Raw genomic sequence first — 19,824 nt, forward strand, 5'->3', positions numbered from 1 at the left:
CATCTCAGGTTCTTAAAAGTCAAGCCGCAGCAGCGAGTGGAGGTGGAAAGGCCTGATGTTCGTCGAAAGGTTGTCCTGTTTGGAGGCAGTGGTGGAGCTGTCCGAGGAACTTGTTGAACAGGTGGCGTTGGGCCTGGTGGTTCCAGTCTCCGGCGGCGCGGCGGGTGTCGAAGTGTCTTCTCGCGCCGGGGCTGGCTCGCAGCGAGCTGAGGGCCCAGATCGGGCCGACCGCGGCGAGACGCCGGTTTTTGATGTGCCGGTGCGAGATCACGGTTTTCTTGCCGCTGGCGCGGGTGATCGGGGCGGCTCCGGCGTAGGCCTTGAGGCCGCGTGGGTCGTCAAAGCGGGTGCGGTCGTCTCCGATTTCGGCGAGCACCCGGGCGCCGGCCAGCGACCCCAGGCCGGGGAAGCTGGTGATGATCTCGGCGTCCGGGTGCCGCTCAAAATGGGTCCGCGTCGCCTCCGCGAGACTGTCGGCGGCCGTGCAGGCTGCTTCGAATTGGCTCAGCAGAGCGGAAAACTGGATGCCCATCGCGTTTTCCACGATCGGTGGCTGCCGCAACCGCTGCGATCGGAAGATTCCGTAGAGGCGATCAACGTCGGTATCGACGTTGCGTCGGCGCCCGGCCTTGGTCAGCAGCGTCCGCAGCCGTGCGCGGGTCAGCTTCGCCGCGAGCGCGGGTGTGGGGGCCGCGGTGAGGACGGTGCGGGCGTCGCGGCGCGCCAGACCGCCCTCGGGCAGCCCGGCGAACGCGTCGAGCGCGGCGGGGTAGAACTCTTTGAGCAGCGAGCGGAGCTGGTTGCCCAGCTGCTGACGTGCCCAGACCGCGTCCTGCTGCGCTCGCGCGAGCACCCGGACGGCTTGGGCGAGGTCGGTGTCGGCGGGCAGCGGCCGGTGCGCGTCGGCGTCGGTGCGCACGATGTTGGCCAGCATCACCGCGTCCGCGGCGTCGGACTTCGCACCCGAAACCTGGTGGCGGGCCCGGTAACGCGACGCCGAGAGCGGGTTGATCGCGTAGATGGTGCGGCCGGTGGAACGCAACGCGGCCACCAGCAGCCCGCGGTCGGTCTCGATGCCCACGGGGATCGGGTTCTCGACGGTATCCCCGGCCTCGGCAAGCAGGTTCAGCAGGCGAGCGAAGCCCGCCACGTCGTCACCGATCCGGGCCTTCGCGACCACGGTTCCGGTGTCGTCGATGATGGCGGCATCGTGGTGGGATTCGGCCCAGTCGATGCCGCAGAACAGTGTCAAGTTGCTCTGCCTCCTTCGATGTTTCTGCTGCTTACGGGTCCAGGCGGGGTCACGCAGCGCCCTAATCGCGGGACTCGACGGTCCGTCATCTCAGTAGCCGTTCGTGACTCCAGCACACCGCAGGGACCTCGTTCTGTCGAAGAGCTCGAAGCTCGGGAACACATCGAGAGGTCACCTCCTGCGGCGGACTCGAGCAACGACATCCCACCACCACGATCACCAGCCCACCGGCAGACGCGCCGTTCTTTCAGAAGTCGTCGAACGACGGGAACACATAGGCGTCGCCCGCCGGCGGACCAGCACCAACCAACCCGGTTACGAGCCGGAAGAACTACCCCTACTACCGATTAGGATCATGTTGCCGATGAGCCGCATTGCGCTCGAGCCGTACTTCTTGCACCAAGACCAGGTTCAGTCGCTCCTCGGAGAGCAGCGAACGGAGTCCGCACGAGCGCGGGCGGTCCGCAGGAGCGATCCCGAAGCAGCGCTGCCCTACGTGCTCGCCACAGAACTCGCCGAGGCGCTCTCCTCGCTGGGAATCGGCGAACTGGCAAGGCTTGTCCTGGAGCGGGACATACGTGCGGGGCAAGTCGTCGGCGCGGAGCTGGAGTTTTCGTTCCAGCGAGACCGGGACCGCGACGCCCCAGGCTTCAAGCCTGCCAGCTTCACGGCGGTGCTCGACGCGGGCGAGCCTGTGCGGGTCACCGGGACATTCAACGCGGCAAGAAAGGCCAGTTCCTCCGCGCCCGGCAACCTCAGTGGAAACAGGCGGGTCTACGTTATCGGGACGGTCACCAATCTAAGCGCCGAGCAAATCGAGCTCAGGCCGGCCTTCATCGGAATCAGATCGTTCGTCGACGATGAACTTGCCGCCAGAGGTCCAGCGCCGGGAGCGCGGGTTTACCCCAGCGATATCGGCCAGTTCAGCGGGATCGACTTCGCATCTCCCTTCGCCGACGCCGAAGGTGACGCGGTGCTGCATGTGCCGGAGGACACAGTGAAGCGCGCCTTTGCCGGACTGATCGGCGAATCGTACGTTCCGAAGGACTGGGGTGGCGAGCGCTCCGACCTCTATACGTCACGAGTGTTCGCCCGCGGGCGCCAGATGTCGGCCGCGTGGCTGTTCAAGGGGCCGGGCTTCCCTCGCGCGATGGACGTCAAGGCCCTGGGTAAGAACGGCGACCAGATCGACCGGCTGTTCACCGAGCCCGCGGAGCTACTCGTTCTGCAGCACTGTCATCAGATCAAGCCGAGCGTGGTTGGCATGATGGACGCCTACGCCCACGACGCCCGGCACCCCCGCTTCTACATGATCATCGACGGGGCTGATACCGGACGCATACTGAGGTCGCTGGGTATGCTACCGGTAACTCCAGCACGTCCGCCTCTGTAGATCGAAAGGAACCGGAGCCTTGCGGCCAGAAAGCCCTAGGCAGACGCGAAAAGAAACCGAGCGCAATCGTTTAAGTGCGGAACTGAAAAGGATCGCGGTAATCGAGTCTTGCCGCCGGTTAAAATGCCGGCTACCGATCGGGGCCTGGTGCGTCGCCGTCAGGCAACGGAACGGCCAACCACGTCCGGATCTCTTCGATCACCTGCGTCGGACGGGGTGCGGACGAAAGTACGCGGAGCTCCCGATACCCCGGGTGGTCCACGCTCAAGGAGGGTAGGTCGTCCTCGCGCAGGCGTACGACCAGGTAACCGGCGGCGAGAAGGTCATGGCTCTTACGCTCGTCGATCTCCACCTTATCGGTGTGCCAGTATGATCCGTCGTACTCGATCACCACCGGCTGACCGTCCACCTCGACGATGATGTCGGCTGTCCAGGAACGGGCCGGCGGTCCGTCGAGGCGCACGATCGCGCCGGAGCGTGCCTGCCCGAATGCGTCGACTGCGGCCTGGTAGTGGGACAGCTCGACGCGCGACTTTCCCGCCTCGCGGCATTCCGGGCAGCCTGCCCCCGTCGAGCGTGAAGCCAGCGACATCTGCCATGTGTGCGCCGGATTGCCTGCGCAGATCCACTCGGGGGTGAAGGAGAGTGCGGCGTGCGGGCGCACGTGCCAGGCGCTGACCGGGTTTGCCGGACTCCACGTGCCGGCGAGCTCGGGATTCTCCCACGCCAGCGAGCCGAGGATGGTGCGGCAGGAGGGGCAGCGGAGACGCTGGTATTTGTCGCGGTCGCGTACCGACTCCTGCCACTGATGTCCGCAGCACTCCGCGGTCCACCACACGGTCCGTTTCGAGTCCCAGACCACATTCTGGGGCGCGAGCTTGCCGTTCAATGTCGGGTGCCACTGGGCTGCGATCTCGGGAAGCGTGTCAGCCAGCCACTTCTTGTCGGAAGCTGTCTTCTTGCCGCGGCAGTGCGGGCAGCCCATGTCGAGCAAACGCGCGGGTGCGATCCGTGGGTGGTGTCCCATGTTGCAACGGAATCGACGTAGGGTCGAGTCGCCGACCATGACTGTGCTGGGAGATGCGTCATCGGCCCACATGTCCAGTAGTTGAGGGACTTCGGCGACCGGGGTGATCTTCCAGCGCGCGAGGGTTTCCTGCCATTCATCCTGGTCCCGCTTCGCGCATTGCGGGCACCACGGCGTCTTTGTCATCTCGCTGACCTTGGCGGTGAAGCGATGCGAACACCGTGGACAGACCCAGTGACAGTTCCGGGTCGCTCGCACGGTCACTGCCCGGAGGGTCGTCTCGTCGTTGCGTTCGTAGTCCCACCACCGGACGGCCGGTGAGCCGGACTCGTTCAGGAACGTTTTCGCAACGGCGGGTGCCGCAGGGTGCGAGGAACGGGTGTTGCGCGAGCAGGTGCACCCCCAACCGGTGTCCGAGATGCGCTCGACGCTGAGCCGCCCGCAAGCCCGGCACTTCGTGACCAGGACGGCGTCGAAAGTGGTGACTTGGTCGAGAAGCTTCACCAGATCCAGGTTGTTGGTATCGAGGCGGGCAGCCAGTCGTTCCTTGGACCACCACTCGGACGCCAGGAAGTCCCGGACTTCGTCGGTGGGTGCCGCTTCGAGAATCTGTTCCGGCGTGTATTTCTCCAGCAAGGTACACATCGCCCGTTCAACGCCCTCCCCGGGAGCGTCGAGCTGCCGGGCCCGCCAGTGAAACAGGAAGCATGCGCGGCAGGCCTTCTCGCCGGATCGGATCTTGTTGAGGACGTGCTCCAGCCGGTAATGCGCCTGTACGCCGCAGGTCGAACACGTTGTGAGCCACCAGGCCCGAAGCCCGGGGAACGGCTCGTCGGCTCGGAGTCCGGCTTGGTCGACGAGTTCGCCGATGCAGTCGAGACACCAGGCTGGCTTCGTGCGCGTCGAAAACGCGGCCGGGTTCGAACACGTACTGGTCGAGCACTCTTGTGCAGCGCGAACCACTGGTACCTCCTTTCGCCGTCGGTTCATCGCGTACAAGGTCGACTTCGTGACTGGCGTTAGTGGATCGTGACTTTTCCGTCACCCCGTGCTTGGTGCTTCAGGCGTAACGGATCAGCAGGTGGAGCCGACTGCAGAGGTGGGTCATTGGGCAACGCGAGGCTTGCGCCTGTGCTTGCACCTTGGTGGTCACCAGCGCCCAGATTGTCAGATGGCACTCTGGCGGGAGGCGGTGTGAGGTTCCCCCCGGATATCGCGAGGGGCGCTCTTGCCTGAAGGTCAAGTGATGGCGATTCACTACCACGTCCGCAAATAGGCAAACTTCGGCCATTGCCGAGCATTCCGGCAGCCGCGACCGCCGGCTGGTTCAGCACGTTGGCCGTGCGCGACGCGGATGTGCCGCCCCAGCAGGGTGGTAGGCGTCGGTGCACCGATAATTCGGCCGCACGATCCTCGACGCCGATCCCAACCCCGTCACCAGCGGCTCCCTGCAGCTGCTGCGAGAGAAGGTGACGGCCTGATGTCGGTCATCGTCGCGATTGCGCCGAGGCCGTTGTTCCGGTCCATGGTCAGGCGCGATTCCGGGAAGGCGCACCGTGTTGCGACCCCGCGGTCTCCGGCTTCGAGCGCCCGCGACACCGCGGCGACGTGTGCAGGCGAGAGGAGACCGGTAAACCTCGGCGGTCCGGGAGCAACCTGCCGCTGAGCACGTGCAGCGCGAGATCGAACCTCCCCACGTCGAGGCTTACTTCGTAAGCCGAATCGCCGCCCATCGTGGCAGTGTGCGTTAGTGACTCCGCGCAACTCGGGTGATCACGCAGTCTGTGCGTCCTGGGCCAGGCGAGCAGGGTGCGACGGGTGAGTAGGCGTGGCCGACAGTATCGAGTACGCCTCGTTTCGCCTTGTCTCGGACATCCCGGCTTCGCAGGTGCTGGACTCTGTCGCGCTGTTCGTAGCGTCGTCCAAACTGGAGAGTTCCTCACGACGCGCGCATCGTTGATGCGTTGATGTGCTCTGTAGACGGAGGAATCATGACGAAGCGATCAGGTGGGCGGGTGTTCAAGCGGTGTGGTTGTGTCAATCCGGACGATGGTCGCCGCTGGGGATTGCGTTGTCCGCGGCTGGGTGAGCGTGGTCACGGACGGTGGTATTTTGCGGTCGAGCTGGCTGCTGGCCGGGACGGTGGTCGTCGTCGGGTGCAGCGCGGCGGATTTGCGTCGCGAGCTGCGGCGGAACGTGCGCGCGGGTTCTGGCTGGGTGACGATGTCGATCCCGGGCGGGCCTTGGTGACTATAGGCCAGTGGCTGGATGTGTGGCTGGCGACGAGGAACACGCTTCGGCCGTCGACACGTCAGCTGTATGAGCAGCTGATCCGTGATTATCTGCAGCCGCGGTTGGGTGGGCTCGCCGTGTCGGAGCTGACGATCGGGAAGGTGCAGGCGGCGTTCACGGCGTTGCTGCGGGCGAACGCGGTACGGCCGCGGCCATTGTCCCCGACGACGTTGCAGCGGATTCGTGAGGTGCTGCGGGCCGCGCTCAACGGCGCGATCCGGCGTGGATTGATCACGCATAACCCGGCGCGGTGGGTAGAGCTGCCCTCGGCACGTCGCCCGCGGGCGGTGGTGTGGACCGAGGGCCGGGTCGAGCTGTGGCGCCGGACCGGGGAACGTCCTGCGGTTGCGGTCTGGACAGCCGAGCAGACCGCAAGGTTCCTCGAGCAGGTCCGCGATCACCAGCTGTACCCGCTGTATCACGTGGCGGCCCTGCTGGGGTTGCGCCGCGGGGAGGCGGTCGGTCTGCGGTGGTGCGATGTCGATCTGGCGAACCGGACGCTGTCGGTGGTGCGGCAGCTGGTCGAACGTGATGGCCGCGGTGTGTGCCTGCCGAAGACGGACGCCAGCTGCCGGACCGTCGCGTTGGACCGGGGGACGACCGCCCTGCTGCGCCGGCTCGCCTGGCAGGACCTGGCCGGCGAGTGGGTGTTCTCCCATGACGGGGGCCGGTCGTGGAGCCCGAGCTATGTCTCCCGCACCTTCCGGGCCCTGGTGGACGAGGCCGGCTTGCCGCCGATCCGGTTTCATGACCTGCGGCACGGTGCGGCGACTCTCTCGCTCGCGGCCGGGAACGAGCTGCGGGTGGTGCAGGCCCTGCTCGGGCATTCCAGCATCGTGCTGACTGCGGACACCTACACCAGCGTCCTGCCCTGCCTGGCGCAGCAGGCGGCTGATGCGACCGCGGCGCTGGTCCGGCGCGCCGGGTACCAGCGCGGGGCCAAGATCCACAAGGTGATGGTGCCCGGGCAGCGCAGCGGCTCGCCACAGGCACGGCTGGTGACGGCCAGTCACTGAACCGGGGGTGACACGTCGGCTGCACCCGGGCTGCACACACGAGCTAAGCCCACCAACAGCGACCCTCAAATTCAGGGAATCCGTTGGTGGGCTTTGCTTTCCGACTGTGCGCCATCAGGGACTCGAACCCCGAACCCGCTGGTTAAGAGCCAGCTGCTCTGCCAATTGAGCTAATGGCGCTTGGTGTTTCCTGCCGCCGTGGTCTCCCTGGCGACGTGGAAAAGATTAGCAGCCCGTTCAGGAGCCGTTTCAGGGGGGTCCCCGTGGGCGCGCGGGCCGGGGGGGCTGCCGTGGGCGGGCGGACAACAAAAAGACCCCGGCCCGCGCGGAGACCAGAGAGTCTCGGCACGGGCCGGGGTACTGGGGTGGCTGACGGGGCTCGAACCCGCGACCTCCTGGACCACAACCAGGTGCTCTACCAGCTGAGCTACAGCCACCATCTGAAGCAGGAGGATCTTGCGATCCATCGTGCTGCAGGCAATCCTAGCGGGTGCTCGCGAACCCCTTTCAGGGGGTCACCCTCGGTGGCGTTCCTGCACTTCGGCGGCGGTGGCCTTGGCCTGGTCGCTGGTCGGGCCGGGCTGGGGGACGAAGGCGGCGTTGCGGTAGTAGTCGAGTTCCCCGATCGACTCCTTGATGTCGGCCAGCGCGCGGTGGGCGAGGCCTTTCTCCGGCTTGGCGTAGTAGATCCGCGGGTACCAGCGGCGGACCAGTTCCTTCACCGACGACACGTCGACCATCCGGTAGTGCAGGTGGTTGTCCAGTGCGGGCATGTCGCGGGCGATGAAGCCGCGGTCGGTCGCGATCGAGTTGCCGGCCAGCGGGGCGGAGCCCGGTTCGGGGACGAACTCCCGGATGTAGGCGAGTACGCGCTCCTCGGCTTCGGCCAGCGTCACCGCGGAGGCGCGGACCTCGTCGGTCAGGCCGGACTTCGCGTGCATGTCGCGGACGACCTGGGGCATGCCGTCGAGCTGGGCATCGCCGGCGTGGATGACGATGTCCACGCCGTCGCCGAGGATGGTGAGGTCCGCGTCGGTCACCAGCGCGGCTATTTCGATCAACGCGTCCTTGCCGAGGTCGAGCCCGGTCATCTCGCAGTCGATCCAGACAAGATGGTCGTTCACCCGCATCACCCTAACCCGACACGGGGATAGCGGCGCCGTTACCTGGGCTTCCGGCGCGTTACGCTCGGGCGGCCAGCGGAAAAGTGTGATTTCGGACTCAGAATCGGGGTGCGGTCGGTGGCCGGGCAGGGGTCGGAAGCAGCTGCGGAGATCGCGCGGGGTTATCTGAGCGACGGGGCCGCGGTCGAGCTGGGCGCGGTCGTCGTCGACGGGACGGCGGAGTCCACGGCGGCGGTCCGGCTGCCGCTGGCGACGCTGAACCGGCACGGCCTGGTCGCCGGGGCGACCGGGACCGGCAAGACCAAGACCTTGCAGCTGATCTCCGAACAGCTGTCCGCGGCCGGGGTACCGGTGGTGCTGGCCGACGTGAAGGGTGACCTGTCCGGACTGTCCGTAGCGGGGGAGCCGACCGACCGGATCACGAAACGGGCCGCAGAGCTGGGCGACGACTGGGCACCCGCGGCGAGCCCCGTGCAGTTCCTGTCGCTGGGCACCGGCGGCAAGGGTGCGCCGATCCGGGCGACGATCACCAGCTTCGGCCCGGTGTTGCTGGCGAAGGTGCTCGGCCTGAACGAGACGCAGGAGTCGACGCTCGGTCTCATTTTCCACTGGGCCGACCAGCGTGGCCTCGCCTTGCTCGACACCAAGGACCTGCGGTCCGTGATCACGCACCTGACCGGCGACGAGGGCAAGGAAGACCTCAAGGGCATCGGCGGGGTGTCCGCGGCCACGGCCGGGGTGATCCTGCGCGCGCTGTCCAATCTGGAGGCGCAAGGCGGCGAGGACTTCTTCGGCGAGCCCGAACTCGACGTGCACGACCTGATGCGCCAGCAGGACGGCAAAGGCGTGGTCACCTTGCTGGAGCTGGACAATCTGCAGTCGAAGCCGGCCCTGTTCTCGACCTTCCTGATGTGGCTGCTCGCGGAACTGTTCGAGGAGCTGCCCGAGGAAGGCGACCTCGACAAGCCGAAGCTCGTGTTCTTCTTTGACGAAGCGCACCTGCTGTTCTCCGACGCGTCGAAGGCCTTCTTGGAGAGGATCGAGCAGACGGTGAAGCTGATCCGATCGAAGGGCGTCGGCGTCTTCTTCTGCACCCAGCTGCCTACCGACATCCCGAACCGCGTGCTGTCGCAACTCGGTGCCCGGGTGCAGCACGCCTTGCGCGCGTTCACCCCGGACGACCAGAAAGCACTGGTCAAGACGGTCAAGACGTATCCGAAGACCCCGCACTACGACCTCGAGTCCGCGTTGACCTCACTGGGCATCGGGGAGGCGGTCGTCACCGTGCTGTCCGAGCGCGGGGCGCCGACGCCGGTGGCGTGGACGAGGCTGCGTGCGCCGCGGTCGAAGATGGGCTCGGTGGGCGCCGACGCGATCGAGGCTGCAGTCACGGCGTCGGATTTGCACGGGAAGTACGCGGAGACGATCGATCGGGAGTCGGCGTACGAGAAGCTGACGGCGAAGGTGGCCCCGGCGGAGCCTGCGCCCGAGGCGCCTGCCGCGAAGCCGGAGAAAGACGAGCCGGGGTTGATCGCGCAGGCGATCGGCAACCCGGCGGTCAAGTCGTTCATGCGCTCGGCGGCAAGTTCGCTGGGACGGGAGATCACGCGCGGCCTGTTCGGCAACCGGCGCCGGTGATCGACGGTTCCCGACCTGGTGAAGGCCGCTCTCCCCAGGCCCCGATTCCCGGGGAGAGCGGCCTTCGTTTCCCGTGCTGCCCCCGGCAGCAGAGGTGCGGGATGGACCGCCCCGACCGCGGTCCGTCCCGGATCCGGTCAGCCGTTCACGATCTGGTCCACGATCGTCTTCGCGTCGTTGATCGGAATGGCGAAGCCGATCCCGACACTGCCCGCCGAACCGTTGGCCGACGCGCTGGGGCTGTAGAGCGCGGAGTTGATGCCGATCACCTGGCCCTGGGCGTTCACGAGCGCGCCGCCCGAGTTGCCCTGGTTGATCGAGGCGTCGGTCTGGATCGCGGTGTAGCTTGGGGCCGAGGTGCCGTTGGAGGTCTGCCTGCTGAACGGGCTCTGCTGCTGCTTGTTGCCGCCGACATCGGACAGCGGCCGGTTCAGCGCGCTGACGATGCCGTTGGTCACCGTGTTCTGCAGCCCGCCCGGCGACCCGATCGCGACCACCTCCTGCCCGACGACGAGCTTGCTGGAATCCCCGAGCGTGGCCGCCGTGAGCCCGTCGGCGCCCTGGGCCTGTAGCACCGCGATATCGCCTTTCGTGTCCGAGCCGACCACACTGGCCTGGTACTTCTTCCCGTCCGACGTGGTGATCGTGACGTTCTGGGCCCCCTCGACGACGTGTGCGTTGGTGAGGATCCGGCCGTCGGGGGTGAGGATGACCCCGGAGCCGATCGCCTCGCCCTGCGACGTGGTTACGTTGACCTGCACGACGCTCGGCACGACCTTCGCCGCGACCGCGCTGACGTCCCCGGAGGATGTGGCGTCGCTGACCGTCTGCCCGGTGACCGACGACGAGGTTGCCGCCGCCCCGGCGGAGCCACCGCCGGTGAGCCCGACGATCGCCGCCCCGGCTCCACCGCCGATGAGCGCCGCCGCGAGCGCGGTCGCACCGATGATCGCGGTCATCCGTCCGGTCCGCTTCCGTCCTGCACCCGCCAATGCGGCGGGCGGTTGCGCACCGGGCGGCGAGAGAACCGGACCTGCCGCGGGTTGGCCGAAGTGCGGTGGGATGGCGGTTTGACCGGCCGTGGGGTGCGGCTGGCTGGCTGCCTGGCTTGATGCGGTGTACGGAAGGCCGCCAGCCTGGCCGGCCTGCTGCCCGGGATAACCCGGCGGCTGCCCGCCTGACGTTCCCGCCGCACCCTGCGGCGACGCCTGTCCGGAAGAGAGCGGGTACGGCCCGGCCTGCTGACGTCCGTACTGCCCGTACTGCCCGTACTGCTGCTCATCGTGCTGGTGCGGCTGGTGCCCACCGGAGGCGGCGGGGCCGGGCCGGCTCTCGTTCTCGCTCATGGAACCGAGATTCGCGCCCCAGCTTGTGAGAATCCTGTGGAAATCCCTGGGGCTTTGCTGAGAAGAATCAGCTGAGAATCCTCAGGTATTCCTCAGCCGGTCCCGCGGTGCTCGTGCGGCCTGAGTCGGGGCATGCTTGCCCAGCCCAGCCCAGCCCAGCCCAGCCCAGCCCAGCCCAGCCCAGCCCAGCCGGTCTCCTCCTCTCCCCTCACGAGTGCACGTCTGGGTACGTCCCCTGCGTGTCGAACTCTGCGCGTCGAAACTGATCCGGCCCGCCCCAGCACTGTCGGCAGCGGCAGGCCCCGCGAAGCTCAGTCGAAGAACCCGGGTACGTCCAATGCACCTCCCGCTGCCTCGAACTCCTCGTGCACTGCCGCTCGCAGGTCCGCGTCCGCCAGATAGTCCGCGACCGTCAGCGCCAGCCCCAGCGCGCCGTCCACGACCGCCTTGTCCCCGGCGGGGGAACCGGCAGCCGCAGCGAATTCCTTGGTGTGCAAGGCGACCGTCGGCTCCGAGATGGCGATCATCGGGTGCAGAGCGGGCATCCGGTACGACAGGTTGCCCAGATCCGTCGATCCGGTCAGGAATTCCGGCACGATGCCCGGCGGCAACGGGGTACGGCCGGTGCCCGCCTGATTGACAGTCCATCGGCCGGCGAGCGTGGTGTTGAACCGGATCGGCAGGTACGCCGGCTGCCGATCCCAGTGCAGCTCCACTCCGCAGCCGGTCATTTCGGCTGCGCCGTGGGCGATCGCGGTCATCCGGCGAGCGAGGTCCCGCAGCGTCTCCGGATCCGCCGAACGCAGATAGAACAACAACGCCGCCCGTGCGGGGATGACGTTCGGCCGCGCGCCACCGTCGGTGAACACACCATGGACCCGGTCGGTCGACGGCAACTGCTGGCGGAGGGCGGAGACACCCTGGTAAGCGGCCACCGCGGCGTCGAGTGCGTTGCGGCCCATGAAAGGCTGCGCGGACGCGTGCGCGCCGACCCCGTGAAAGACCATCTCGAGCTGACGGCGCCCGAGGAACGGGTGCAAAGCGATGTCATGGCTGAACGGATGCAGCATGATCACTGCGTCGACGTCGTCGAAAACGCCTGCTCTGGCGAGGGTTTCCTTGCCACCACCGCCTTCCTCCGCCGGCGTGCCGATGAGCGAGACCCGTCCGCCGAGCTGCTCGGCGACTGCTGCCGCGCCGAGGAACCCGCCCGCGCCGGCCGTGCAGATGACGTTGTGCCCGCAGCCGTGGCCCAGGTCGGGCAAGGCGTCATACTCGGACAGGACGGCGATGTGCGGGCCTTCCTGACCGCTGCTCCCGGTGCGCATGGCGGTGTCCAGACCGCCGAGCCCGACTGTCACCTCGTGGCCGTGCGCTCGTAGCAACTCCGCCAACGCCCGCACAGAACGATGTTCGGCGAACCCCTCTTCCGGATGCGCGTGCAGATCCTGACTGAGTGCGACCAGTTCGGCTGCCCGCGCGTGCACTTCCCGTTCCACGGCAGCACGGACTTCCACCGGCGCTCCGGCGTGGCCGGAGCCGAGAGGTTCGGCGGCGGCCACGGCGTCGGCGGTGGCTTCGATCAGGGCGCGGAGGTGGCTGTCGTCGGGCGGGACGGGTGCGGCGTGGGTCATGCGGCGAATGCTAACCCCGGGGTCCGACAAAAACCGATCGCTCCCCGTCCGCCAGACCTCCGGACACGAGCTGAGCCAGTCCGAAGTACCGCTCCCACACGTCTTGGAACCCTCGTGCACGCGGGCCCGGCCGCGATCTCCCCGCGGTCGAACATCCGCTGCCCGCTGACGATTCCTCCTGCTGTGTCAACGAATCGGGCAGGCTGCCAGTCTTGACGCGCCTTGGTGAGCAGTACGATTCGGCCGCCCGGGCGAAGGAGTCGAGGGCACGTTCGGGCTCGGCGAATACGTGCAGTGCGGCGAAGCAGCAGACTGCATCCACAGTGGACGATTCGAGAGGTGGCTGGACCGCATCGGCGCGAAGGTAGGCGACGGTGGGTGGATAGGGTTCGTCGAGTGCGCGCGAAAGCATGCCGACGGTGCCATCGAGACCGATAGCGAGCCCATCTGGACCCACCGCGTCACCGAAGGCGTGCGTGAAACGGCCTGTGCCACACGCGACATCCAAGACCACCGCGCCAGGCTGCAATCCGAGCAGTTCGGTGGCCAGCCGCACTTCCTCGTCCATGCTGCCGGTAACGCCTTTGACCACTCGGCCGGCCAGTTGCCGTCAATAGCGCTCGTAAACTCGGGGAAGCAGGGCTGTGCCCATGAGCCGCTGGGCGAGTCCGGTGGACAGACCTGCTTGGGGTGCTTCGCCGAGGACGTCCACGAATCCGTCAGCGGCTCCGGCTGGCTTGCGCACCAGGGCGGCGAGTTGCTCCTGGGCGCTCGGAAGGTGGGGCACGGCGGTCCTCTCCTTCGAATGCCGGCAGTATGCCGCCCACTCAGATAGCTCGTTCAGGTGAAAACAGCGCCGATCAGGCGTTCGACGGCCCTGTTGGCCGATCTTTTGTCTAACGTCATAGGCGCGGTCCCCGACTCGCGGAGGCCAGCAAGGAGGACGACAGATGAGTGCCCCGATCCTGCTGCCGATCGACCTGCCGATCGGCGAGATCGCCGTGCACGGTGCCTTCGATCCGGCTGCCGCGGCCCGCCAGTGCCCTGGCTCCGGTCCGGACGCGATCCGCCTGGCCTTCCCGGTGGACGGGCTCTGGCTGCACACCGGTGCCGCGGTTCGGCGGAGATCGCCGTGCACGGTGGAGGCCGAGGTCATCGCGCCGGTGGAGGTGGCCGCTCGCGTCGTCGGACAGGTGAGCCGGATTTTGTCCCTGGACGCAGACGGGTCGGGTTTTCCGGAGGTGGCGGTACGGGATCCGGTGGTGTGGCGGCTGATGGCCCGCCATCCCGGAGTGCGTCCAGTGCTGTCCTCGTCACCCTACGAGGCAGCCTGCTGGGCGGTCCTCACCGAGGGTATGCGGGCTGCGCAGGCAAAGCGGTTCCGGGCGCGGCTCGTCGAGCGGCATGGCCGGATCGTCGAGCACGAGGATTTCCGCTTGGCCTCCTTTCCTTCGCCGGCCGTGCTGGCCTGTCTGTCGGACGAACCTGGGCTGGGGTGGTTGCGGCTCGCGCGGCTGCGTGCGGTGGCGCGGGCGGCGAGCGAGGGACTCCTCGACGCCGAGCACCTCCGTGCGATGCCCATTGCCGACGCTCTGGCGGAGCTCTGCTCCATACCCGGTATCGGCGCGTTCGCCGCTGAACAGATCCTGCAGCGCGGAGCCGGGCACCCGGATCTGTTCCCTCGCGCGGACACCGATCTCCACCAGGCGATGCGGGAGCAGTACCGGTTGCCGGCCGGCACCTCGGTCCCGGAACTCGAGCAGCTGGCCGGCGAATGGCGGCCGTACCGGTCGTGGGTGGCCTACCTCCTCCGGCTCCACCGGGGCCGGCCAGTGCAGGAAGGAAGGTCGGAGCGGACGAAATCGGCTGACACAGGCACCTTTGCGGAGGAGGGAGCCGCCATGAACTGAGGCCCGCCTATACCGAACAGCCGCGGATGACCCGCGCCTGGGCGCTCACATGGGCCAGATGCGATCTGTGGTGAGGTGTCGGCGTGATTGCCGCCTTCGTTGCTTCGTCGGTTCTCGGTGCTCGCCCAGCTGCCGGAGATCTGTCCGGTGCCGCTGCGGCGGCGGGTACCGGAACGGTCGGTGCAGCGCTGGATCAGGCGAACACGCCAAGCGTGATCACCTTGGTGACCGGTGTGGTTGCGTTGCTCATTGTGTTCGTCGGCGGGACGCCGTGGCGATTCGCGCGCAACGTGGTCACGTTGGTCCACGAGGCGGGTCACGCGCTCGCCGCGGTTCTGGTGGGCCGGCGAGTGCAGTCGATCCGGTTGCACTCGGACACCTCCGGGGTGACCGTCTCGCGTGGCCGGCCCGAGGGACCGGGCATGGCGTTCACCGCGATGGCCGGGTACGTCGCGCCCTCGGTGCTGGGTCTGTTGTTCGCGACCTTGGTGGGCGCGGACCTGGTCACTGCGGTGCTTGTGCTGGTCGCCCTGTTGCTACTGGGCGTGCTGATCATGGTGCGCAACGCGCATGGCGTGTTCACGGTGGTCGCGAGCGCGGTCGTGCTGGGGCTGGTGGCGTTGGTCGCTCCGACGGTGGTCCAGGCGCCGTTCGTGTACCTGCTGACCTGGTTCCTGCTGTTCGGCGGGGTCCGGCCGATTGTCGAGCTGCAGGTGAAGCGGCGGCTCGGCCAGGCCCGTGACTCCGACGCCGATCAGCTGGGCCGGCTCACCGGCGTGCCCGCGGTGCTGTGGGTACTGGTGTTCGGGGTGCTGACCCTCAGCTGCGTTGTCTCAGGTGGGCTGTGGTTGCTGCAACCGCTGGCTGATTGAGGGCGTTCGCGTTGCCGGCTGGCTACTGACTGAGGTGAGTCAGCGCTGTCGACCTTGGCGGGCTGGGTGCGCCTGTGCTGTGTGCCGGCAGGCTAAGGCGCTCGGGCTGTTTGCGGCCTGCGTGGGGTCTGGACGCTCCCTCGTTGACATCCTGCGTTGGTCTTGGGTGCTCGGGTTCTTGGCAGCCTGCGTTGGTTCTGGACTCTGGCTGTGGTGCTTGCCTCGGCTGCCAGTACTTGCGCTTGTGGACGTTCACGATGCGGACCGCTGGCGGCTTTGTGTCGGCCTGCGCAGCGGCTTTGGCGCGGGGACGGCTGCGGCGGTGCGATATGCGGGCAGACGGGCGTGCGCGTGGGTTGGGGTTGTCGGCCTTGTGCTCGCGGCGGGTCGGGTGTGGTTGCCGCGCCTGGCGGTGGTGAGGAGGCCACTCGCGGGTAGGCGAGTGACCTCGTGGGTGTGGCCTGCGTCCCGGGGGATGAGCCCGTCGTCTTCCGATGTGGGCCGATACGGCAGACTGGGTATCTGCCTGACCTGCGGAGGGAGCAAGACGATGGACGAGGTCGCGAAGGCCGTCGAGGAGTGTGCTCGGGCGGCGAAGGCGGCTGCGCTGTCGTTGGCGGCGGCCGGCGACGAGGCGGTGGACGCGGCGCTGCTGGGCATGGCCGAGCGGCTGGTCGCGCACCGCGACGTGGTGCTCGACGCCAACCGGGCCGATGTCGCCAAGGCCGAGGCGGACGGGATGAGCGCCGGGTTGCTCGACCGGCTCGCCATCACGCCGGAGCGGCTCGACGGGATGGCCGGGCAGCTCCGGCTGCTGGCCGGGGCGCCGCACCAGGAGCGGTCCGTCGACGTGTCCACATTGGACGGTGGGCTGAAGCTGGTGGAACGGCGCCGTCCGGTCGGGGTGATCGGGGCCAACTACGAGGCGCGGCCGAACGTGACCGTCGACGTCGCCTCGCAGCTGGTGAAGTCGCGTAACGGCGGCGTGTTGCGTACGGGCTCGGCGGCGCTCGGGTCCGCGCAGCGGCTGCGGGACGTGGTGATCGCACCGGCGCTCGAAGCGGCGGGGATCGATCCGGACGTGGTGCAGCTCGTGCCGCGGGTCGAGCGGGCGGCGGCGTCGGCGCTGGTGCGGCTGCCGGGGCTGGTGCCGTTGGTGATCCTGCGCGGTAGCGGTGACAGCACTCGCGCCCTCGCGACCGAGGCTGCGGTACACGGCGTGCGGACGCTCGCGCACGCGGACGGCGGAGGTGTGCTGTACATCGACGCCGCGGCCGACGCCGGTAAGGCGCGTGACCTCGTGTACGCGAGCCTCGATCGGCTCGGTGTCTGCAACCGGCTCAACCTGCTGCTGATCCACGAGGGAGTGCACGATGCGGTGTGGCCGCTGATCGAAACGGCGCTGGCCGAACGTCGGGTCACCCCGTCGCTTGCTCCGCACGAGCACCCGATCGGCTACGAGTGGGCGCTCGATTCTGAGCGAGAAGCGACCGTCACGGTGGAAAAGGTGGGTGATCTCACCGACGCCGTCGAAATCGCGAACGAGCGAACGTCCGGCCTCGCGGCGGGGATCGCCACCGAGGATCCGGACGCGGCCACTGCGTTCTTCGACGGCTACACCGGCACCGGCGTGTTCTGGAACGCGCCGACCCGGCTGCTCGACGGGTTCAAGCTGCTCGCCGTCCCGGAGACGGGGATCAACCTGGACCGGGTTCCGGGACCACGAGGGCCGGTGACCTACACCGACCTGTACGTCCGCCAATACGCCGTGTTGCCGGCGTGACCTGATCCGGGGGACCGCATGCACTCCATCGAGCGGGCACGATGACCGGGCGGCCGCACGTCCTGCTGTCCGCGGCGCAGTCCCTCGACGGCTATCTCGACGACGCGAGCGACACCCGGCTCCTGCTGTCCAATGAGGACGATTTCGCCGAGGTGGACCGGTTGCGCGCCGAAGCCGACGCGATCCTCGTCGGTGCGGGCACGGTGCGTGCGGACAATCCCCGGCTACTCGTGCGTTCTGCCGAGTTGCGGCAGGAGCGTCTCGCGGCGGGCAAACCGGAGCAGCCGATCAAGGTGACCATCACCGCCGGCGGAGAACTGGACCCGGCCGCCCACTTCTTCACAACCGGTGACGCGCCGAAGCTGGTCTATGCGCCGCCGGGGGTCGCTGATGGGCTGGCTGGGGTGGCGACCGTGGTAACTATCCCACCGTCCGAAGGTGTGGAGGTCGGCGCTGGGGCTGACGCAACCACCGGTGGGGCGCGGCCGGTTGAGGAAGGGCTTGTCGGGGCGGGAGGGAGCGGTGCGGCACGGTGGCTGGGGGACGTGCTTGACGATCTCGCCGCGCGGGGCGTCCGGAAGTTGCTGGTCGAGGGGGGTGGGGCGGTGCACACTCGGTTCCTCGACGAGGGGTTGGCCGATGAGGTGCGGCTTGCGGTTGCGCCGCTGATCGTCGGGGATCCGCGGGCGCCTCGGTTCTTGGCTGGTGGGGCGTTTCCGCGGCCGTTGGAGCTGACCGGGGTACGGCGGCTGGGTGACGTGGCGGTGTTGCATTATCGGGCGGCGGACGAACCGTCGGCGCTTGACGTGCGGCGGCTGCGGGAGGCCATCGAGCTTGCCGACCGGTGTCCGCCGAGCGCGACGTTTCGGGTGGGGGCGGTGATTGGGCTGCCGGATGGCACGGTGCTCGCGACCGGGCATTCGGGCGAAGGCGACCCGCGCAATCACGCCGAGGAGGCCGCGCTTTCGAAGGTGGCGCCGGACGATCCGCGGTTGGCTGAGGCGACCATGTACAGCTCGCTTGAGCCGTGCAGTGCGCGCGCGTCGCATCCGAAGAGCTGTACGCAGTTGATTCTGGAGAGTCCGATTCCCCGGGTGGTCATGGCGTGGCGGGAGCCGTCGCTGTTCGTTGACTGCGAAGGGGTGGAGTGGCTCACGGCGGCTGGACGGCGGGTGATCGAGGTTCCGGCGCTGGCTGCCGACGTACGCCGGGTCAATACCCACCTGCCGGGCGTACGCCCCTGACGGTTTTGGTGCCGGGCAAGGGTTTGTGCCGTGCCAGCCGTGCCCGCCGCGCCAGGTGCGGCGGGCACGGTCGCGGGGTCAGCAGGTGCCGCTGTCAGTCCAGACTCCGTACGCGCCGGTGGCGCCGGGTTCTTCGCCCTGCGTCCACCACTTGGCGGTCCACTTGTGTCCATTGTGCTTGACCGTGCTGCCGCCCGTGTATACCTGAGGCTTCTGCCATTCCGTTGCGTTGCAGGTGCCCGGCGGGTCGGCGGGTGGGTTCGTTTGCGGCGGCGTGGCGCCGGCGAACCTGGTGGTGAATTTTGTGAAGTCCCAGTCGTTCTGCTGGACGTTCGAGCACACACCGTTGTCCGTCGTGCCGGCGCAGGGACGGTCGCGGTTCACCGACCAGAAAGTGAATCGGCCGAGGTGGTGTGTCGTCGCGTAATCGTAGACGGTCTGGAAATCCGAGACGGTGAAGATTTCCGAAGCGTCGGACTTTCCGTTCATCCCGGAAAAGCCTTCGTGTGCATACGCGGTCGCGCTGTCCCAGCCGAGGTGGCTTTGGAGCAGCCCGTGGAACGCTTCCAATGCCGAAACCTGGGATGACGCGCCGTTGAACCCTCCGTCGAACGGCATGATGGAGAAGTTCGCCGGGGTGAAACCAATCGATTTCGCCTGATCCAGCAGCTGCGTGCCGAACCAGCCGGTGCCCGCGGACGTGCCGGGCATGGTCACCGAAACGAACAATCCGGGGTTGTCCGTTTGCAGTTTCTTGGCCGCACCCAATTCGTTGGCGATGGCCGCGGTGTTCTCGTATTCTGGTTCTTCCAGATCGAAGTCGATGGCTTTGAGCTGGTATTTCGTGACGACCTGCTGGTATGCGGCGGCGGTCGCGTCCACCGTGCCACAGGTCTGGCCGAGCTTCGTACCGGTGTAACCGCCGACGGAAACGGACACGTCGCCACCGTTGCCGCGGATCTTGCCGATCGCGCCGGCGACCGCGGCGTCGTCCGGCAATGCCGTGGTGCCGCTCCAGGTCGGTGTGCAGCCACCGCTGTCGGGGGCGAGGATGAAGGCGAGCTGGAAGGCCTTCTGCCCAGTCGCGTTCATCACGGTCACCGGGTCGGGCGGGTTGTTGTTCTGCGGCATCAGGTACGGCGCGGACGCGTACCAATTGCTGCTGAGTGACGGTGTTTCCGGCTGCGCTTGAGCCGTCGCGGTCAGTGCACCGGCTGTGCCGAGCACGGTGATGGCGGCGACAAGAGGGGCGGCCAGTCTGCTTCGTTGCATCTGTCCTCCGTCGGTCGAGCG

Annotated in this window: 17 protein-coding genes and 2 tRNA genes; 9 read left to right on the forward strand and 10 right to left on the reverse strand. The window is 67.8% G+C overall.

What is annotated here, in order from left to right:
• Nucleotides 1-19 precede the first annotated feature (19 nt).
• Nucleotides 20-1,252, reverse strand: coding sequence for an IS110 family RNA-guided transposase (locus tag ATK36_RS25590; RefSeq protein ID WP_098513820.1), 1,233 nt, complete (start codon nt 1,250-1,252; stop codon nt 20-22).
• 364 nt (nt 1,253-1,616) lie between these two features.
• Between ATK36_RS25590 and ATK36_RS25600 the strand changes: the two genes are divergently transcribed.
• Complete coding sequence (locus ATK36_RS25600) at nt 1,617-2,645, forward strand: hypothetical protein (RefSeq protein ID WP_141544536.1); 1,029 nt, start codon at nt 1,617-1,619, stop codon at nt 2,643-2,645.
• A gap of 130 nt (nt 2,646-2,775) precedes the next feature.
• Here ATK36_RS25600 and ATK36_RS25605 read toward each other — a convergent pair whose 3' ends face one another.
• The gene (locus ATK36_RS25605; protein ID WP_211291954.1) at nt 2,776-4,635 is read right to left on the reverse strand and encodes a zinc-ribbon domain-containing protein; all 1,860 of its coding nucleotides are present in this window, start codon (nt 4,633-4,635) and stop codon (nt 2,776-2,778) included.
• Nucleotides 4,636-5,500: 865 nt separating this feature from the next.
• Here ATK36_RS25605 and ATK36_RS34295 point away from each other — a divergent pair.
• The 3 genes from ATK36_RS34295 to ATK36_RS25610 all read left to right on the forward strand — a co-directional run bounded on the left by ATK36_RS34295 (nt 5,501) and on the right by ATK36_RS25610 (nt 6,980).
• Complete coding sequence (locus ATK36_RS34295) at nt 5,501-5,632, forward strand: hypothetical protein (RefSeq protein ID WP_281259087.1); 132 nt, start codon at nt 5,501-5,503, stop codon at nt 5,630-5,632.
• 74 nt (nt 5,633-5,706) lie between these two features.
• Entirely contained in the window at nt 5,707-5,922 is a 216-nt protein-coding gene (locus ATK36_RS32500) for a hypothetical protein (RefSeq protein ID WP_170069902.1), read from the forward strand.
• Complete coding sequence (locus ATK36_RS25610; RefSeq protein ID WP_170069903.1) at nt 5,919-6,980, forward strand: tyrosine-type recombinase/integrase; 1,062 nt, start codon at nt 5,919-5,921, stop codon at nt 6,978-6,980. The genes ATK36_RS32500 and ATK36_RS25610 overlap by 4 nt, the downstream gene beginning before the upstream one ends.
• Nucleotides 6,981-7,087: 107 nt before the next feature.
• Here the strand turns inward: ATK36_RS25610 and ATK36_RS25615 are convergent.
• The 3 genes from ATK36_RS25615 to orn all read right to left on the reverse strand — a co-directional run bounded on the left by ATK36_RS25615 (nt 7,088) and on the right by orn (nt 8,104).
• Nucleotides 7,088-7,160: transfer RNA gene (locus ATK36_RS25615), tRNA-Lys, on the reverse strand.
• Between the two features lie 181 nt (nt 7,161-7,341).
• Nucleotides 7,342-7,417, reverse strand: a tRNA-His gene (locus tag ATK36_RS25620).
• A gap of 78 nt (nt 7,418-7,495) precedes the next feature.
• Nucleotides 7,496-8,104 (reverse strand): oligoribonuclease, encoded by a 609-nt coding sequence (gene orn, locus ATK36_RS25625; RefSeq protein ID WP_211291955.1) that lies wholly within the window; start codon nt 8,102-8,104, stop codon nt 7,496-7,498.
• A gap of 117 nt (nt 8,105-8,221) precedes the next feature.
• On the opposite strand from orn, the gene ATK36_RS25630 reads away from it, so the two are divergent.
• On the forward strand, nt 8,222-9,742 hold the full coding sequence (locus ATK36_RS25630) for a helicase HerA-like domain-containing protein (RefSeq protein WP_098515172.1): 1,521 nt from the start codon (nt 8,222-8,224) through the stop codon (nt 9,740-9,742).
• Between the two features lie 137 nt (nt 9,743-9,879).
• Here the strand turns inward: ATK36_RS25630 and ATK36_RS25635 are convergent, their stop codons facing one another.
• The 4 genes from ATK36_RS25635 to ATK36_RS33870 form a co-directional block, all read right to left on the reverse strand.
• A complete protein-coding gene (locus ATK36_RS25635; RefSeq protein ID WP_211291956.1) occupies nt 9,880-11,088 on the reverse strand; it encodes a S1C family serine protease in 1,209 nt (402 codons plus the stop codon).
• Between the two features lie 311 nt (nt 11,089-11,399).
• Nucleotides 11,400-12,722 (reverse strand): M20 family metallopeptidase, encoded by a 1,323-nt coding sequence (locus ATK36_RS25640; protein ID WP_098513826.1) that lies wholly within the window; start codon nt 12,720-12,722, stop codon nt 11,400-11,402.
• A gap of 10 nt (nt 12,723-12,732) precedes the next feature.
• Nucleotides 12,733-13,314: a class I SAM-dependent methyltransferase gene (locus tag ATK36_RS25645; protein ID WP_281259088.1), complete on the reverse strand. Its 582-nt coding sequence runs from the start codon at nt 13,312-13,314 to the stop codon at nt 12,733-12,735.
• An 18-nt stretch (nt 13,315-13,332) separates the two neighbouring features.
• The gene (locus ATK36_RS33870) at nt 13,333-13,509 is read right to left on the reverse strand and encodes a hypothetical protein (RefSeq protein ID WP_245915159.1); all 177 of its coding nucleotides are present in this window, start codon (nt 13,507-13,509) and stop codon (nt 13,333-13,335) included.
• A 163-nt stretch (nt 13,510-13,672) separates the two neighbouring features.
• Between ATK36_RS33870 and ATK36_RS25650 the strand changes: the two genes are divergently transcribed.
• The 4 genes from ATK36_RS25650 (at nt 13,673) to ATK36_RS25665 (ending at nt 18,531) form a co-directional block, all read left to right on the forward strand.
• Entirely contained in the window at nt 13,673-14,632 is a 960-nt protein-coding gene (locus tag ATK36_RS25650; protein ID WP_245915161.1) for a DNA-3-methyladenine glycosylase family protein, read from the forward strand.
• Between the two features lie 188 nt (nt 14,633-14,820).
• Nucleotides 14,821-15,504, forward strand: a complete 684-nt coding sequence (locus tag ATK36_RS25655) for a M50 family metallopeptidase (RefSeq protein WP_245915391.1) — start codon at nt 14,821-14,823, stop codon at nt 15,502-15,504.
• A gap of 550 nt (nt 15,505-16,054) precedes the next feature.
• A complete protein-coding gene (locus tag ATK36_RS25660) occupies nt 16,055-17,287 on the forward strand; it encodes an aldehyde dehydrogenase family protein (RefSeq protein WP_098513827.1) in 1,233 nt (410 codons plus the stop codon).
• Nucleotides 17,288-17,328: 41 nt separating this feature from the next.
• Nucleotides 17,329-18,531 carry a dihydrofolate reductase family protein gene (locus ATK36_RS25665; RefSeq protein ID WP_098513828.1) on the forward strand — a complete coding sequence of 401 codons (1,203 nt, stop codon included), beginning with the start codon at nt 17,329-17,331 and terminating at the stop codon, nt 18,529-18,531.
• Nucleotides 18,532-18,609: 78 nt separating this feature from the next.
• Here the strand turns inward: ATK36_RS25665 and ATK36_RS25670 are convergent, their stop codons facing one another.
• Nucleotides 18,610-19,803: a chitinase gene (locus ATK36_RS25670; protein WP_098513829.1), complete on the reverse strand. Its 1,194-nt coding sequence runs from the start codon at nt 19,801-19,803 to the stop codon at nt 18,610-18,612.
• Between the last annotated feature and the right edge of the window lie 21 nt (nt 19,804-19,824).

It is taken from the genome of Amycolatopsis sulphurea, assembly GCF_002564045.1.
GTDB lineage: Bacteria > Actinomycetota > Actinomycetes > Mycobacteriales > Pseudonocardiaceae > Amycolatopsis > Amycolatopsis sulphurea.

Bases quoted from the DNA above. Each gene is read 5' to 3' on its own strand.
- ATK36_RS25650 (WP_245915161.1), top strand. From the start codon at position 13,673: ATGAGTGCCCCGATCCTGCTGCCGATCGACCTGCCGATCGGCGAGATC.
- ATK36_RS25660 (WP_098513827.1), top strand. From the start codon at position 16,055: ATGGACGAGGTCGCGAAGGCCGTCGAGGAGTGTGCTCGGGCGGCGAAG.
- ATK36_RS25670 (WP_098513829.1), bottom strand. From the start codon at position 19,803: ATGCAACGAAGCAGACTGGCCGCCCCTCTTGTCGCCGCCATCACCGTG.
- ATK36_RS25635 (WP_211291956.1), bottom strand. From the start codon at position 11,088: ATGAGCGAGAACGAGAGCCGGCCCGGCCCCGCCGCCTCCGGTGGGCAC.
- ATK36_RS25600 (WP_141544536.1), top strand. From the start codon at position 1,617: ATGAGCCGCATTGCGCTCGAGCCGTACTTCTTGCACCAAGACCAGGTT.
- ATK36_RS25665 (WP_098513828.1), top strand. From the start codon at position 17,329: ATGACCGGGCGGCCGCACGTCCTGCTGTCCGCGGCGCAGTCCCTCGAC.
- ATK36_RS25640 (WP_098513826.1), bottom strand. From the start codon at position 12,722: ATGACCCACGCCGCACCCGTCCCGCCCGACGACAGCCACCTCCGCGCC.